Source organism: Streptomyces sp. NPDC048718, assembly GCF_043198875.1.
GTDB lineage: Bacteria > Actinomycetota > Actinomycetes > Streptomycetales > Streptomycetaceae > Streptomyces.
Window position 1 is genome coordinate 365,950 of record NZ_JBICVG010000008.1, and the last position, 15,906, is coordinate 381,855.

The 15,906-nt window shown below is 69.9% G+C and carries 14 protein-coding genes; 7 read left to right on the forward strand and 7 right to left on the reverse strand.

Annotation, left to right across the window (positions count from 1 at the left end; genetic code table 11):
- Together ACGFRB_RS18335 and ACGFRB_RS18340 are read right to left on the reverse strand one after the other, a co-directional pair.
- Positions 1 to 132, reverse strand: a 132-nt coding sequence (locus tag ACGFRB_RS18335; protein WP_393244174.1) for a DUF397 domain-containing protein, incomplete at its 3' end; no start/stop codon positions are given.
- Positions 129 to 971, reverse strand: coding sequence for a helix-turn-helix domain-containing protein (locus tag ACGFRB_RS18340; protein ID WP_393244119.1), 843 nt, complete (start codon positions 969 to 971; stop codon positions 129 to 131). The genes ACGFRB_RS18340 and ACGFRB_RS18335, both read right to left, overlap by 4 nt.
- A 457-nt stretch (positions 972 to 1,428) precedes the next feature.
- On the opposite strand from ACGFRB_RS18340, the gene ACGFRB_RS18345 reads away from it, so the two are divergent.
- From ACGFRB_RS18345 to ACGFRB_RS18355, 3 genes are read left to right on the forward strand one after another with little or no spacing between them, the layout of a single operon-like run.
- Positions 1,429 to 2,505: a helix-turn-helix domain-containing protein gene (locus ACGFRB_RS18345; protein ID WP_393244121.1), complete on the forward strand. Its 1,077-nt coding sequence runs from the start codon at positions 1,429 to 1,431 to the stop codon at positions 2,503 to 2,505.
- Entirely contained in the window at positions 2,486 to 3,364 is an 879-nt protein-coding gene (locus ACGFRB_RS18350; RefSeq protein WP_363003780.1) for a hypothetical protein, read from the forward strand. Before ACGFRB_RS18345 ends, ACGFRB_RS18350 begins: the two co-directional genes overlap by 20 nt.
- Positions 3,365 to 3,372: 8 nt before the next feature.
- Positions 3,373 to 3,630 (forward strand): hypothetical protein, encoded by a 258-nt coding sequence (locus ACGFRB_RS18355; protein WP_393244123.1) that lies wholly within the window; start codon positions 3,373 to 3,375, stop codon positions 3,628 to 3,630.
- A gap of 136 nt (positions 3,631 to 3,766) precedes the next feature.
- Here ACGFRB_RS18355 and aspS read toward each other — a convergent pair whose 3' ends face one another.
- Positions 3,767 to 5,590 (reverse strand): aspartate--tRNA ligase, encoded by a 1,824-nt coding sequence (gene aspS / locus ACGFRB_RS18360; RefSeq protein ID WP_361229081.1) that lies wholly within the window; start codon positions 5,588 to 5,590, stop codon positions 3,767 to 3,769.
- 136 nt (positions 5,591 to 5,726) lie between these two features.
- On the opposite strand from aspS, the gene ACGFRB_RS18365 reads away from it, so the two are divergent.
- Positions 5,727 to 8,066, forward strand: coding sequence for a SpoIIE family protein phosphatase (locus ACGFRB_RS18365; protein ID WP_393244125.1), 2,340 nt, complete (start codon positions 5,727 to 5,729; stop codon positions 8,064 to 8,066).
- Positions 8,067 to 8,128: 62 nt separating this feature from the next.
- Here the strand turns inward: ACGFRB_RS18365 and ACGFRB_RS18370 are convergent, their stop codons facing one another.
- Both ACGFRB_RS18370 and ACGFRB_RS18375 read right to left on the reverse strand, forming a co-directional pair.
- Entirely contained in the window at positions 8,129 to 9,304 is a 1,176-nt protein-coding gene (locus tag ACGFRB_RS18370; protein ID WP_393244176.1) for an AI-2E family transporter, read from the reverse strand.
- 160 nt (positions 9,305 to 9,464) lie between these two features.
- Entirely contained in the window at positions 9,465 to 10,157 is a 693-nt protein-coding gene (locus tag ACGFRB_RS18375) for an SAM-dependent methyltransferase (protein WP_393244127.1), read from the reverse strand.
- 271 nt (positions 10,158 to 10,428) lie between these two features.
- Between ACGFRB_RS18375 and ACGFRB_RS18380 the strand changes: the two genes are divergently transcribed.
- The gene (locus ACGFRB_RS18380; RefSeq protein WP_393244129.1) at positions 10,429 to 10,965 is read left to right on the forward strand and encodes a GntR family transcriptional regulator; all 537 of its coding nucleotides are present in this window, start codon (positions 10,429 to 10,431) and stop codon (positions 10,963 to 10,965) included.
- A 5-nt stretch (positions 10,966 to 10,970) separates the two neighbouring features.
- Positions 10,971 to 11,738, forward strand: coding sequence for a GntR family transcriptional regulator (locus tag ACGFRB_RS18385; protein ID WP_393244131.1), 768 nt, complete (start codon positions 10,971 to 10,973; stop codon positions 11,736 to 11,738).
- A 152-nt stretch (positions 11,739 to 11,890) separates the two neighbouring features.
- On the opposite strand, the gene ACGFRB_RS18390 is transcribed toward ACGFRB_RS18385, so the two are convergent.
- Positions 11,891 to 12,871 (reverse strand): pirin family protein, encoded by a 981-nt coding sequence (locus ACGFRB_RS18390; protein ID WP_361229094.1) that lies wholly within the window; start codon positions 12,869 to 12,871, stop codon positions 11,891 to 11,893.
- 116 nt (positions 12,872 to 12,987) lie between these two features.
- Positions 12,988 to 13,509: an SseB family protein gene (locus ACGFRB_RS18395; protein ID WP_363003770.1), complete on the reverse strand. Its 522-nt coding sequence runs from the start codon at positions 13,507 to 13,509 to the stop codon at positions 12,988 to 12,990.
- A 234-nt stretch (positions 13,510 to 13,743) separates the two neighbouring features.
- Between ACGFRB_RS18395 and ACGFRB_RS18400 the strand changes: the two genes are divergently transcribed.
- A complete protein-coding gene (locus ACGFRB_RS18400; protein WP_393244133.1) occupies positions 13,744 to 15,573 on the forward strand; it encodes an acyl-CoA dehydrogenase in 1,830 nt (609 codons plus the stop codon).
- Positions 15,574 to 15,906: the final 333 nt, after the last annotated feature.

Below are 15,906 nucleotides of genomic sequence, written 5' to 3' on the forward strand. Positions count from 1 at the left end.
CGAATCGCGGATGTGGATCGCGGTGGCGGTGGTGGCGACCTCCACACAGGAGTCGCCCTCGCTGCTGCTGCTGTAGCTGCTCTTGAACCACACCAGGCCGGAGGCATCCCCGACCGAGAGGTTGTCGATCACGTCTCTCCTAGCATTCGCTCGATGAAGACCGTGGACTCACGAGGGGTGAGAGCCTGCGTACGGATGATGCCGTAGCGCAGTTCCAGGATACGGAGCTGGCGTGGTTCGGTCACGAGGCGGCCATTGGAGACCGCTTGTGAGCGGCCCACGGACGTTCCGTCCTCGAATTTCAGGACCTCGATGCCGCCCGCGATCCCCGCGTGTTCCGCCCTGTCCATGGGCATCAGTTGAAGTTCCACGTTGGGCAACTGCGCACGTTCCAACAGATGTTCGAGTTGCCTGCGCAGCAACCCCACTCCACCCAACGGGCGTCGCAGCGTCCACTCCTCCAGGACGAAGCTGAGCTCCGGGGCCGGATCACGCTCGAAGACCGCCTTCCGGGCCACGCGGGCCGACATGTACCGGTCGACCTCGTCCAGCGTGTACGCCGGCCGTCGCATCCGCAGCAGGCCGCGCGCGTAGTCGGGGGTCTGGAGCAGACCGTGGATGTTGAGCGGGTCGTAGAGATTCATCTCCACCGCCCGCGCCTCCAACTTGGTCAGGTCGCGGACCTTCTTGGGATAGAAGACCTTCGCCACGTCCGCCTTCATGGCCTTCACCAGCCCGTCGGCGCGCAGGATGTCGTCGGCCTCGTCCAGGAACTCGGGGCGGGGGATCCGCCGGCCGCCCTCGATCTTGTAGATCATGTCCTCGCTGTAGCCGACCTCCGACCCGAAGTCCGCGGCCCGCATGCCCAGCGCCTCCCGGCGCAGTTTCAGTTGCCTGCCCACGGTCGTGATGACGGCCACGCCCCAGTCGTCGTCCGGGTCCACTTCCCAGCCGGGCTCTTCCGCTGTCATATCGCACCCTCTCTTCCGTCCTGTGTGACGCAACGGCCCTACCCACACCAACGGTTCGGGCGAGCGAGACAACCGGGACAAAGACCGGACAGTCACTCGGGAGCCCGCCGGGTGCGGAGTGGAACGGGGCATTCACCGGAGCACGGTGCGCCGTGCTCCGGTGGCTCGGGCGACAACCAACCAAAGAACCACGGAGGGAAAGAACCCCAACCAAACCCACCCTTTCCCTCCGCCAGGGGGTCATCACTCGCAGGGGTGAAATATGCAGACACAGCTGGCACTTGGGCGGGTTACTTGTTCTACGCTCACGCCAGAACGACCCCAGACATACGTCGGCCCCCGCCGGGACTAGCGATCCCAGTGCGAGGGCCTGACCAACGAGGAAGAGAACAGCTTCCCGATGGATAGCAAGAACCTTAGCGTGCGGGCGGACCGCACGTCCCGTGGCACGCGGAAAATGCACTCCTCCGGGTCCGGAGGAATCCAGCACGACAACTTCCGGCACGCCGACGGCTTCGTCGTCGTCGGCAACCACCTCGCTCAGCATGAGGAGTTGTCGCTGGTGGCCATCGGCCTCTCCACGCACCTCCAGTCGCTGCCTGCCGGCGCTCCCGCCGACATCAAGTACCTCGCCGGCCGGTTCCGCGAGGGCGCGATCGCCATCGCCGACGCCATGCGCGAGCTGGAGACCCACGGCTACATGAACCGGCCCCGTCAGCGCGCGGCCAACGGACGGATCACCACCCGCCTGATCTCCTGCAACAACCCGGCCCGCCGCCGCGCTCTCGACGCCGCCTGTCGCGAACGGACGGGGGAGGGGGCGCCTGGGGTGAGTGAGGCAACTGGCGGGGATGGCGGGGTGGTTGAGCTGGCGGACCCGACCGGCCCGCCCCCGCAGGGGCCCGAGTGGGTCCCTGAGCCTGCGCCGGAGCCGGTCCCTGAGCCGGAGGTCTCGGCACCCGCGCCTGAGCCCTGGCCCGCGCCCCAGCCCGCGCCTTGGCCCGTCCCCGCAGCGGCGGCGCCCGATCCCGCACCCGCACCCGTACCCGCGCCGGAAACCGCGCCGGAAGCCGTGCGCCCGCCCCGCCACCGGCCACGGCCGGAGACCCGGCGCCGCGCGCTGCCCGACGTACCGGCTCCGTCCTCCCTCCCGCCCGAACTCCTCCTGGCAGCAGCGGAGATCCTCGCCCGTCTCGCACGCGTGAACCCCCGCCTTCTGCTCTCCGGGACCGACACCGAACACCTCACCCCCGGTGTCGTCGCCTGGCTGGAGCGGGGCGTCCCGGCCGACGCCGTCGTCCTCGCCCTGACCGACCGCCTCCCGTACCCCCTGCACCGCCCCGCGGCCCTGCTCGCCCACCGACTCACCGCGAACCTCCCCCCACCACCACCCTTCCGGCCCGTCAGGGCGCAACAGCTCCCGCTCCTCCCGCTCCAGAACTGCGAACGCTGCGACCGCGCGTTCCGCGGCGCCGAGCCCGGATGCTGCCCCGGCTGCCAACACAAGGACACCCATGGTCAGCTCGACTCATGAAGCGATGCACCGCATCTTCCAGCACGATCTGAGGCTGTTCAGCCGCCTGTCGAGAATGCTCGGCTTTCCCCTTCCCCCACCCGTCGAAGTGACGGTCCTGCCCACCGACCTCACCGAGTCCGCCCCCGTCGAACGCCGCGTGGACACCCTCCTGCGACTCGACAGCGCGGACGACGGCTCGCTGCTCCTCGCCATCGAGGCGCAGGGGAAGAAGGACACGGCGAAGCCGGCGAGCTGGGCGTACTACACGGCGTATCTGTGGACGAAGTACCGGCTGCCGACCGCCCTGCTCGTCGTCTGCCAGGACCGCACCACCGCCGAATGGGCCGGTCGAGCGGTACACAGCGGGCCGCCCCACATGCCCACCCTCACCATCCGGCCGGTGGTCGTCGGCCCCCACAACATGCCGGTCATCACCGACCCCGCCGAGGCGCGGGCGGACCTGGCACTGGCCACTCTGTCGGCCATCACGCACGCGGGCGATCCGGACATTGATGCCATACTGAAAACCCTCTCCACCGCTCTGCAAGGCGTCCCCGAAGAGGTCGCCGACCCGATCATCGAATTCACCGCGCAGGGGCTGGGCAACCGCCCGGCCAGAGAGTTCTGGAGGAAGCTGGTGGCCGTGGACCTGTCCTTCTACAAGTCGTTCATCTCGGAAGAAATCCGGGACGAGGGGCGTGCCCAGCAGGGCGCCAGATTCATCCTGTCCCTGCTCGCAGTGCGGGGCATCAGTGTCTCCGACGACATCCGCGAGCGCGTCATCCGCTGCAATGACCTCGCATTGCTGGACCGCTGGCATCAGCGGGCCGCCAGCGTCTCCTCCGCCGAGGACATCTTTATGGACGAGGACGAGTAGCCCCCGCCGTGGACCTGTCCTTCTACAAGTCGTTCATCTCGGAAGAAATCCGGGACGAGGGGCGCGCCCAAGGGCGTGCCGAGGGGCGCGCCGAGGGCCGTGCCATGGCGCTTCTGATCCTGCTGGAACAGCGAGGGCTCGAAGTATCCAAGGCAGTCAGCGACCGCATCACCACCTGCGACGACCCCGAGCAGCTCGACCGCTGGCTCCGGCGCGCCATCACCGTCACCCACGCCGACAAAATCTTCACCCCCGAGGACGACTAGTCCCCCGCACACCAAAGGGCCCGGCCCCGTACGTCTCACGTACGGGCCCGGGCCCCTCGAACACCTACCGGTGCCTTACCAGCGCCTCCCGGCGCCTGGCGTCTGCACCGGCGTCAGCCACTTCGAGCAGCCGGCCTCAGCCGCGCGCGGCGTCCGGGTGGACCGACTCCGTGACCGGGCGGCCGCCGTCGACGACCTTCGACTCGACCGGCTTGCGCAGGGCGATGTTCAGCTCCTTGAGGCGGGACTCGTCGAGTTCCGTCGGGGCGCCCATCATCAGGTCCTGCGCGTTGCCGTTGAGCGGGAAGGCGATGGTCTCGCGGATGTTCGGCTCGTCGGCGAGGAGCATGACGATCCGGTCGACACCCGGGGCGATGCCACCGTGCGGCGGGGCGCCGAACTGGAAGGCGCGCAGCATGCCCGCGAACTCCGTCTCGACGACCTCACGCGGGTAGCCCGCGATCTCGAACGCCTTGAACATGATGGCGGGCTCGTGGTTCCGGATCGCGCCGGACGACAGCTCGATGCCGTTGCAGACGATGTCGTACTGCCAGCCGAGGATGTCCAGCGGGTCCTGGGTCTCCAGGGCCTCAAGGCCGCCCTGCGGCATCGAGAAGGGGTTGTGCGAGAAGTCGATCTTGCCGGTCTCCTCGTCCTTCTCGTACATCGGGAAGTCGACGATCCACGCGAAGCGGAAGACGTTCTCCTCGAAGCGGCCGGCGCGCTTGGCGGCCTCGACCCGGACCGGGCCCATGATCTTGGAGACCTCGTCGAACTCGCCCGCGCCGAAGAAGACGGCGTGGCCGGGCGCGAGGCCCAGACGCTCGGTGAGGACCTTGACGTTGTCCTCGGTGAGGAACTTGGCGATCGGGCCGGTCAGGGCGTTGCCCTCGCCGACGCGGACCCACGCCAGGCCCTTGGCGCCGAGGGAGACGGCGAAGTCGCCGAGGCCGTCGAAGAACTTCCGCGGCTGGTCACCGGTGTCCGGGACGGCCAGCGCACGGACGTGCTTGCCGGCGAACGCCTTGAACTCCGAGTCCGCGAAGACGTCGGTGATGTCGACGAGTTCGAGGTCGGTGCGCAGGTCCGGCTTGTCGTTGCCGTACTTGAGCATGGACTCGCGGAACGGGATCCGCGGGAACGGGCTGCTGACCGGACGGCCGCCGCCGAACTCCTCGAAGAGCTCGGTCATGAGCTTCTCGATCGGCTGGAAGACGTCCTCCTGCTCGACGAAGCTCATCTCGACGTCGAGCTGGTAGAACTCGCCCGGCGAGCGGTCGGCGCGGGCGTCCTCGTCGCGGAAGCAGGGCGCGATCTGGAAGTAGCGGTCGAAGCCGGAGATCATCAGCAGCTGCTTGAACTGCTGCGGAGCCTGCGGCAGCGCGTAGAACTTGCCCGGGTTCAGACGGGACGGGACCACGAAGTCACGCGCGCCCTCGGGGGAGGTGGCGGTGAGGATCGGGGTCGCCATCTCGTTGAAGCCGAGGGCCACCATCTTGGAGCGGATCGAGGCGATGACCGCCGACCGCAGCATGATGTTCTTGTGCATGCGCTCGCGGCGCAGGTCGAGGAAGCGGTACTCCAGGCGCCGCTCCTCGTTCACACCGTCGTCGGTGTTGATGGTGAACGGGATCTGCTGGGCCGCGCCGAGCACCTCGATGTCGGCGGCCTCGATCTCGATCTCGCCGGTGGCCAGCTCCGGGTTGATGTTCTCGGCGCCACGCGAGACGACCTTGCCGTCAACGCGGACGACCGTCTCCTTCGTCAGCTTGTCGAGGACCTCGGCCGCCGGCGTGCCGGGGCGGGCGACCAGCTGGGTGATGCCGTAGTGGTCGCGCAGATCGATGAAGAGGATGCCGCCCAGGTCGCGCCGATTGTGCAGCCAGCCGCTCAGCCGGACGTCGGTGCCGACGTCAGAGGCGCGGAGCTCGCCGCAGGTGTGGGACCTGTACCGATGCATCGTCGTTCATCCAGTCTTCGGGATCGGAGGGTGCGACTTACGAGATAAGTCAAGGGTCAGCCTACCGGGACGCCCCCGATCGCGATTCGAATACCGGCGGTGGCACCGCCGTCTCCGGAATTCGTAAAGTGGGGCAATGCGTACCGAGGATGTCCTGTCCGCCCTCGCCACCGGTCTGTGGCGGTGGGACAAAGCCTCCGGGATCGTCACGCTCGACGCCGAGGCGGCCCGGCTGGTCGGGCTGCCCGCGGAGCCCGTACGGCTCGGTGAGGCCGCCACCCGCTCGCGCTTTCACCCGGTCGACTGGAACGAGATCGACGGAGTCGTGGCCCTCGCCCTCGCCGAGGGGACCCTGGCCGAGGCCCGGCTGCGGGTCATGGACGAGTCCGGTCGGGTGATCCGTACCGTACGCGCCAGGTCCAAGCCCCTGCTCCAGAGCAACAACGGCCACGGGGCGGGCGGCACAGGCATCGGCACCAACACCGGCACCGGCACCGGCGGGGGCGCGCCCCCCAACGACGGCGTCAGCGCGAACGGCTCGGCCCGGGCCCGCGGCTACCAACTGGTCGGCACCCTCCAGGAGGTCACCGAGCCGCCGCCCGGCGCCGCCGCCCGCTCGCCCGTCACCGGCGACTGGCGGCGCTCGCGCGAGGCGTTCCTGCTCGACGCCGGGCGCGCGCTCGCGGAAGCGCGGTCGACGGCCGAGGTGCTGCGGGTGGCGGCCTCGCTGTCCATGCCCGGCTTCTCGCCGGACGGGCTCGCGGTCTTCGGGCTGTCGGGCGAGCGGCTGACCGTCGTCGGTCACCACGGGCACGGGGAGGATGACGACGGACCGTTCTCGTCGATGACGAGGGACACCGACTACCCGGCGGCCGAGGTGGTACGGACGGGGCGGGCGATCTATCTGCCGTCCCCGCAGGAGTACGCGCGCCGCTTCCCCATGACCTGGCCGCTGGCCGAGCCGTTCGGGCGCCGCTCGTGGGCGTTCGTGCCGCTGGTCGTCGCGGGGCGGACGACGGGCGCGTGGATGGCGGCGTTCAAGCATCCGGTGGCGTTCACGCCGGACGAGCGGTCGGTCCTGACGACGGTGGCCCGGATGCTCGCCCAGGCGCTGACCCGCGCCGGCACCGCCGAGTCGGAACGGGAACTCTCCCTCGGCCTCCAGCGCACGATGCTGCCGCTGCTCGGGCCGGGCATCCCGGGGATCCGGCTGGCGGCACGGTACGTGCCGACGGGCGGCGGGCTCCAGGTCGGCGGCGACTGGTACGACGTGATCCGGCTGCCCGGCGGGCCGGGCCCGGGGCGGATCGCGCTGGTCATCGGCGATGTGCAGGGGCACGACGTCCGGGCCGCCGCGCTGATGGGACAACTGCGGATCGCCCTGCGGGCGTACGCCTCCGAGGGGCACCGGCCGGACGCCGTGCTGTCCCGGGCCTCGCGCTTCCTGTGCGGAATCAACGACGGGATCAATGACGGGATCAGCGACGGGATCACGGGAGTCGGGACCGGGGTAGCCGGCGGCGACGGAACCGGCGGGGACCACGCTCCCCGGTTCGCGACCTGCCTCTATCTGGAGGTCGACCTGGAGACCGGGATCGTCGACGTCGCGCGGGCCGGGCATCCGGATCCGGCGGTACGGATGAACGACGGCACCGTCCTGCTGCGGCCCACGGCCGGCGGCCTGCCCCTCGGCATCGACCCCGACACCGACTACCCCACCACCCGACTCACCCTGGAGCCCGGCGAGACCCTGATGATCTGCACCGACGGGCTCCTGGAGACCGGCGGCCACGACCTCGACAGCGGCTGGGAACGGATCCGCCGCGTCCTGGAGGCCGAGATCGCCGAAGCCGACAAAGACGGCAGCAGGGCCGGCGGGTCCGGCCGGGACATCCGGGGTGGCCGGGACATCCGGGGTGGTCAGGATCTGGAAGCGCTCGCCGACCGGCTCGTGGAGGCCGTCCACGGGCCCGGCTCGCACCACACCACCGGACCGCTCGCCGAACGCCGCGAGGACGACATCGCCCTCGTCCTCCTCTCCCGCCGCCCGGCCGGCCCCGCCGTACGCGAGGTACGGGAGGGGCCGCGGCGCACTCTGATGACGGTCGCCCAGGCCGAACCGGAGCGCATCGCCGCCGCCCGCGCGCAGGTGCGCCAGCTGCTGCACGACTGGAAGGACGAGGACCAGCGCGACTCCGCCGTCCTGATGGTGTCGGAGATGGTCACCAACGTCCTCGTCCACACGGACGGCGACGCGCTCCTCGTCGCCGAGGTGATCTGCCGGGCCGACGGGCGCCGGCTGCGGGTGGAGGTCTCCGACGCGAGCGACGAACTGCCGCACCGGCGCGACCCGGGCGAGATGGCCTCGAACGGGCGCGGGCTGGTGCTGATGGAGATGCTGGCGCAGACATGGGGCGTGGATCCGCGGGGCGAGGGCAAGGCGATCTGGTTCGAGTTCCAGGAGCCGACGACCTGAGACCGGCCCGATGATCGGCTTACCGAATAACCGACTAGCCGAATCACCGCCTGCCCAGCCGATCAGCTCGCCCGGGGCCCGCCTCCCGGACCGGTTCCAGGCCCGCCCCCAGGCCCGTGCCCCGGCCCAGCCCCCTGCCCGGGTGGCTCGGTTTCGGGTGGCGGCGTGCCGTACCGGCCCCGCAACTCCCCGACGACCCCGAAGAACGCCGCCGTCAGCGGTACGGCCAGCAGCATGCCCAGGATCCCGGCGACCGACGCTCCGGCCGTGATCGCCAGCATGACCAGCGCAGGATGCATCTGTACGGTGCGGCTCTGCACCACCGGCTGGAGTACGTGCCCCTCGATGACCTGCACCGCGAGGACGACGCCGAGCACCCACAGCGCGATGATCACCCCCCGGTCGGCGAGCGCGACGAGCACGGCGACGGCGCCGGACAGGAAAGCGCCGAGGTACGGGATGTACGCGCCGACGAAGACGAGCGCGGCGAGGCCGATCGCACCCGGCACCCCGAGCACCAGCAGGCCGACGCCGATGAGGCAGGCGTCGACGGCCGCGATGAGCGTCGTCCCGCGCATGAACCCCTCGACGGCCTCGAAGGCGCGCCGCGCCATCGCCTCCACCATGTCGCCGGTGGACCGGGGCGCGAGCGTGCGCAGCGCGGCGAGGGCCCGGTCGGAGTCGCGCAGGAAGAAGAAGATGAGCAGCAGGGCGAGGACGGCGGTGGCGACCGCCTGGGCGACGACGCTGAGCCCGGAGATCACCCCGGAGGCGGCGGTTCCGCCGAACTTCTCCAGGAGCTGCCGGGCGTTCTTGGCCAGGTCGTCGAGGGAGGTGCCGGCGGCGCCGAAGTGCCGGGCGATGCTCTCGCCCGCCTGCCGCAGCGAGGAGACGATCTCGTCGCCGGTGTCGACGAGGGCGGCGACCACGATGTACGTGATCCCGCCGACCACCACGAGCACGGCGAACACCGTGAGCCCGGCCGCGAGCGAACGCCGCACCCGCATCCGCAACAGCCGCCGGTAGAGGGGCCCGAGCAGCCCGGTGCCGAGCAGCGCGAGCAGGACCGGGGTGACCGCCGTCTTGAAGACCACGACCAGCCAGACGACGACGCCCGCGACCCCGGCGACGAGCAGCGCGACGCCGCACCACGCGGCGGTACGGCGCGCGCCCTCGGGCAGCAGGGGCCGGGCCCCGGGCGGCTGCCGGAACGGCGGGGGCGGCGGCGCGGCGGACATACCCCCACCGGACCACGCCACCGGCCCCGCCGTCGCGCGCTGGACGCCGTACGGGTGACAGGGCGTCAGGGCCATGGGGACTCCCTCCCCGCCCGGGGCCTGGCCCCCTCTCGGGCTCCGGCCCCCTCCCGGGCTCTGGCTTTCCGGGCGCCCGGCACCCTTACCGTGCGCGGGCGGTGATCAGAAGGGTGGTCGGCCAGGGGTCGAGGCGCGGGTGGCGCAGTTCGACGGCGGAGGTAAGCCGCAGGCCCGCCCGAGTCAGATGGGCGGCCCAGCGGCTTGCGTCGAACTCCCAACGGGTGAGCGAAAGTCTGGTGCGGTCGGGCAAGGTGAGGTAGTCCTCGCGCGGGCGGTCGTCCGGCAGGGGATGTCTCTCGGCCCGTGCGGGGTGGGGTACGGAGAAGGCGAGGACGCCGCCGGGTGCGAGGTGGCGGCGGATCGCGGGGAGCAGCAGTTCCGGCGCGACCAGACCGACGGCGCCGAAGACGGAGTAGACGGCGCCGAAGATCCGGCGGGTGGCCCGGAGGTGGTGCAGGGCGTGGCCTGCGGCGAAGGTGACACCGTCGATATGGCCGTAGTGCGAGCGTGCCCGGCGTACCTGAAGTCCGACCAGATCGACGCCGGTGACACGAGCCCGGTGGTACCGGGCCAGGTGGGCGGCGTTGTGTCCGGAGCCGCATCCCAGTTCCAGCAGGTGTTCGCCGGACAAATCCCGGCCGATGATCTCGGCGCCGGGGCCCAGACCGGGGTGGGTGCTCCACTCCATCCGCGCGGGAGGGGTGAGGGCGTGGGCCGGGCCGGCGGCCAGCCGCTGGACGGCGTGGGCGTACCAAGGGGAGACCTGGGCGCTCACCTGAGCCTCCTGAAACAGAGTTCGTCGGGGAAGAGGCGGCGGAGAACAGCGGTCGGGCTCTGTTCCAGTTCCATCAGGGCTCCAGCAGGGCAGCGATGGGCGGCAACGGGATCGAAGACAACGGAGCCGCGCGGGATTCCGTGGAAACCAGCGCTTGGATCGCACCTTAAGCGCTACCCACCTTAAGCGGCAAGCACTTAAGGTTTTCATGAGGGCCGGCCGTCATGAGGACGTAAGGTCGGACGCGACCCGTGAGCTTGGAGGTACCCGCATGTCGGGCGAGGTGTGGATCAGCGAGACGGCGCCCTATCTGGCTCCGCGCGAGCCCGGACAGGCGGACGCGTGGACCGACGAGGCCGGACGCCGGGGGCGGCGTGGCGGGCAGCGCATGCTGGAGGTCAAAGAGGCGGCGGCCCCGGAGGCGGTCCGGCGGGCACTGAACCTCGGACAGGGCCAACAGGCCGTCACCCGCGTCAGGTTGATCCTGCTGGACGAGCGACCTGTCGAGATCGCGAGCTCCTACTACCCGCCCGGGATCGCCCAGGGCACCCGCCTCGCCGACCCACGCAAGATCCCCGGAGGTGCGGTCACGCTCCTGCGCGAGCTGGGCTACACGGCGGGCATCGTCACCGAGGACGTGAGCGCCGATGTGGCCGACCCGGAGGAGTGCGGCCATCTGGAACTCCCGCCCGGGAGCGCCGTCCTCCGTCTGCTCCGCACGACCAGCACCGCGGACGGGGTCCCCTTCGAAGCATCCTTGATGACCATGCCGGCCGGCCGGCACCTCACCTACCGACTCGGGAAGTAGAACGGATGCCAAGGGAGTTCAAAGACCCCAGGTCCGCCCACCAGAAGATCGCCGCCGAGATCCGGCGGCAGATCACACGGGGAGATCTCGCGCCCGGAAGCAAACTGGGGTCCACTGCGGAGCTGATGGAGCGGTACGGCAAAGTCGCCAACACCACGGTCCAGAAAGCGCTGCAGATGCTCAAGGCAGAGGGCCTCGTGGAGGGCATGCCCGGCAAGGGTGTCTTCGTCCGCCCGCACGCGCAGCGGCCGATCGAGCCGATCGCCTACATGAAGCCGGCCGAGGCCGGTGAGCCGTACCCGTGGGTGACGGAGGCGGCCAAGCGACGGCAGACCGGCCGGTCCGAGCTGCTCGACGTCTCGGTGGTCCGCCCTCCGAAGGAGGTCGCGGACGCACTCGCACTGGCCGACGGCGATCAGGCCGTCCTGCGCAAGCAGATCCTCTTCCTGGATGACGAGCCCACCGAACTCACCTGCTCGTACTACCCGCTCGGGCTGGCCGAAGGCACCCGGATGCTGGAGAAGAAGCGCATCCGCGGAGGCACCCCGGCCCTCCTCGCGTCCCTCGGGTTCCCGCCGCGCGAGTTCGTCGACGAACTGTCGTCGGAGATCCCCACCGAGGAAGAGGTGGCCGCGCTGGAGCTCCCCAAGGACATGCCCGTCCTGGTCGCGTTCCGGGTGGTCTATTCCGACGACCGGCGTCCCATCGAGGCGACACTGATGACCAAGGCCGCGCACCGCTACCGCATGCGGTACCGGATGCCGGTCGAGTAGCGGCCCACACCGATGGCGTACGCGCTCGACCGATGACGTACGCGCTCGGGGCCCGGTCCGCCGCACGGACCGGGCCCCGAGGTGCCGCCGCTGCCGAGGGCCACCGGAACCTCAGGGGCCGGCGAGACCCGCGCCGGGGATCACCCGCCGCGTCACGCCGTCGGCGGCTCCTGCTCGTTCATGCCGTGGACCGCCGGGATCGAGCCGAGCCGGCCCGCCTGGTAGTCCTCGAAGGCCTGACGCAGTTCGGCCTGGTTGTTCATGACGAACGGGCCGTAGTGCGCCATCGGCTCGCGGATCGGCTGCCCACCGAGGAGGACGACCTCCAGCTCCGGGGTGTTGCCGTCCTGCTTCTCGTCGGCGCGGATGACGAGCTTGCCGCCGCTGCCGAACACGGCGGTCTGGCCCATGTGGACCGGGCGCCGCTCCTCGCCGGCCGTGCCTCGGCCGGCCAGCACGTACGCGAGGCCGTTGAAGTCCTCGCGCCACGGCAGGGCGATCTCGGCGCCCGGCCGCAGGGTGGCGTGGATCATCGTGATCGGGGTGTGGGTGACGCCGGGGCCCTGGTGGCCGTCGAGCTCGCCCGCGATCACGCGGAGCAGCGCGCCGCCGTCGGGGCTGGTGAGGAGCTGGACCTGGCCGCCGCGGATGTCCTGGTAGCGGGGGGCCATCATCTTGTCGGCGGCCGGGAGGTTCACCCACAGCTGGAGGCCGTGGAAGAGACCGCCGCTGACCACCAGGCTCTCCGGCGGGGCCTCGATGTGCAGCAGGCCCGAGCCCGCGGTCATCCACTGGGTGTCGCCGTTGGTGATGGTGCCGCCACCGCCGTGCGAGTCCTGGTGGTCGAAGATGCCGTCGATGATGTAAGTGACGGTCTCGAAGCCTCGGTGGGGGTGCCAGGGGGTGCCCTTCGGCTCGCCCGGCGCGTACTCCACCTCGCCCATCTGGTCCATCATGATGAACGGGTCGAGGTACTTGTAGTTGATGCCCGCGAAGGCGCGGCGCACCGGGAAGCCCTCGCCCTCGAATCCCGAGGGCGCCGTGGTCACGGCGAGTACGGGACGGGCGACAGCGTCCGCGGAAGCGGTGACGCGGGGCAGAGTGAGCGGGTTCTCGACAGTCACGGCAGGCATGGGGTGACCTCCTTGTGCCTTCACTTTAGTTGAACGATGAACTTTCTGCCACCAGGAACGCGAAACGCCCGGGAGGAATTCCTCCCGGGCGTTCCCTCACCTGCTTCCAGGGTCCGTCAGCCGTACATCCTGCGCATCGCGTAGTCGACCATCTGCTCCACGGCCTTCGCGTCGAAGACGATGCGATGCTCGCCCTCCATGTCGAGCACGAAGCCGTAGCCGGTCGGCAGCAGGTCGATCACCTCGGCACCCGTGATCACGAAGTACTTGGACTCCTTGCCCGCGTACCGCCGCAGCTCCTTGAGCGAGGTGAACATGGGGATCACCGGCTGCTGGGTGTTGTGCAGCGCCAGGAAGCCCGGGTTGTCACCGCGCGGGCAGTAGACCTTCGAGGTCGCGAAGATCTGCTGGAAGTCCTCGGCCGCCAGGGTGCCGGTGGTGAAGGCACGCACCGCGTCGGCCAGCGACGGGGGCGAGGGTTCCGGATAGAGCGGGGGCTGCTGTCCGTAGCCGCCCTGCATCCCCCCTTGCATCCCCGTCTGCATGCCCGGCTGCTGCTGCATGCCGGGGTGCATGCCCTGCTGCGGAGGCGGGCCGTACTGCTGCTGCGCGCCCGGATTCTGCTCGTAGCCGTACATGGGGCCGAAGCCTACTGCGTCACAGTTCCGGCGAAGGGGGTTGCTCTTATTACCGGTGGGTAGCATCATCGTAGAGAACGTGCGCTACTCGTGAGTAGCCCAGCGGTACGTGAGTCTCCCGCGCCAAAAGCGCGTGAACGGCACGGACCGCGGGCCCGCGGAGTGCGTACGTACGCGTGTGTACGAGGAACCCGCCGAGGAACCTGCCTCCCCGAGCCTTACGGAGCCGTCGCCATGGGGCACTACAAGTCGAATCTCCGCGACATCGAGTTCAACCTCTTCGAGGTGCTCGGCCGCGACAAGGTGTACGGCACCGGTCCGTTCGAGGAGATGGACGTCGACACCGCGAAGAGCATCCTCGACGAGATCCGCCGTCTCGCCGAGAACGAGCTCGCCGAGTCCTTCGCCGACGCCGACCGCAACCCGCCGGTCTTCGACCCGGAGACCAACACCGCCCCGGTCCCGGCCTCCTTCAAGAACTCGTACAACGCGTTCATGGAGTCCGAGTACTGGCGCCTCGGCATCCCCGAGGGCATCGGCGGCACCCCCTCCCCGCGCTCCCTCATCTGGGCCTACGCGGAGCTGCTCCTCGGCTCCAACCCGGCCATCTGGATGTACGCCTCCGGCCCGGCCTTCGCCGGCATCCTCTACAACGAGGGCAACGAGGCGCAGAAGAAGGTCGCGGAGATCGCCGTCGAGCGCCGCTGGGGCTCCACCATGGTCCTCACCGAGCCCGACGCCGGCTCCGACGTCGGCGCCGGCCGCACCAAGGCCGTCCAGCAGGAGGACGGCTCCTGGCACATCGAGGGTGTCAAGCGCTTCATCACCTCCGGTGAGCACGACATGGAGGAGAACATCCTCCACTACGTCCTCGCCCGCCCCGAGGGTGCCGGCCCCGGCACCAAGGGCCTCTCCCTCTTCCTCGTCCCGAAGTACGAGTTCGACTGGGAGACCGGCGAGCTGGGCGCCCGCAACGGCGTCTACGCCACCAACGTCGAGCACAAGATGGGCCTCAAGGCCTCCAACACGTGCGAGATGACCTTCGGCGACAAGCACCCCGCCAAGGGCTGGCTCATCGGCGACAAGCACGACGGCATCCGCCAGATGTTCCTCATCATCGAGTTCGCCCGCATGATGGTCGGCACGAAGGCGATCTCCACCCTCTCCACGGGCTACCTCAACGCCCTGGAGTACGCCAAGGAGCGCGTCCAGGGCACCGACCTGGCCCAGTTCATGGACAAGGCCGCGCCCAAGGTCACCATCACGCACCACCCCGACGTCCGCCGCTCGCTGATGACGCAGAAGGCGTACGCCGAGGGCATGCGCTCCCTCGTCCTCTACACGGCCTCCGTGCAGGACGAGATCGCGATCAAGGAAGCCGCGGGCGAGGACGCCAAGGCCCTGCACGGCCTGAACGACCTGCTGCTCCCGATCGTCAAGGGCTACGGCTCCGAGAAGGGCTACGAGCAGCTCGCGCAGTCGCTCCAGACCTTCGGCGGCTCCGGCTTCCTGCAGGAGTACCCGATCGAGCAGTACATCCGCGACTCCAAGATCGACACCCTGTACGAGGGCACCACCGCCATCCAGGGCCAGGACTTCTTCTTCCGCAAGATCGTCCGCGACCAGGGCGCCTCCCTGAACGCGCTCGCCGAGGAGATCAAGAAGTTCCTCGCCGTCGGCACCGGCGGCGACGACCTGGCCGGCGCCCGCGACGCCCTCGCCAAGGCCGCCGTCGACCTCGAGGCCATCGTCGGCACGATGATCACCGACCTCACCGCCACCGGCGAGGACGTCAAGAACATCTACAAGGTCGGCCTCAACACCACCCGCCTGCTGCTCGCCGCCGGTGACGTCGTCGTCGGCTACCTGCTGGTGCGCGGCGCGGCCGTCGCCGCCGACAAGCTCGCGGCCGGCGCCACGGGCAAGGACGTCGCCTTCTACCAGGGCAAGATCGCCGCCGCGAAGTTCTTCGCCGCGAACATCCTGCCGGGCGTCTCCGCCGAGCGTCTCCTCGCAGAGAGCGTCGACCGCTCGCTGATGGACCTGGACGAGGCCGCGTTCTAACCCACGCACAGGTACGCGCCTGAGTCCACAAAAGAACGGCTCGCTCCCGGGGAGGGGAGCGGGCCGTTCGCTTTTTCTTGCGCCTCTTTTTTGTGCCTCGGTTCACCTCCGGGGTGCTGGAGTCGGACTCACAGCACCGATCGTGCTCGGCCCCCTTTTTTGTGCCTCGGTCACCTCCGGGGTGCTGGAGTCGGACTCACAGCACCGATCGTGCTCGGCCCCCTTTTTTGTGCCTCGGTCACCTCCGGGGTGCTGGAGTCGGACTCACAGCACCGATCGTGCTCGGCCCCCTTTTTTGTGCCTCGGTCACCTCCGGGGTGCTGGAGTCGGACT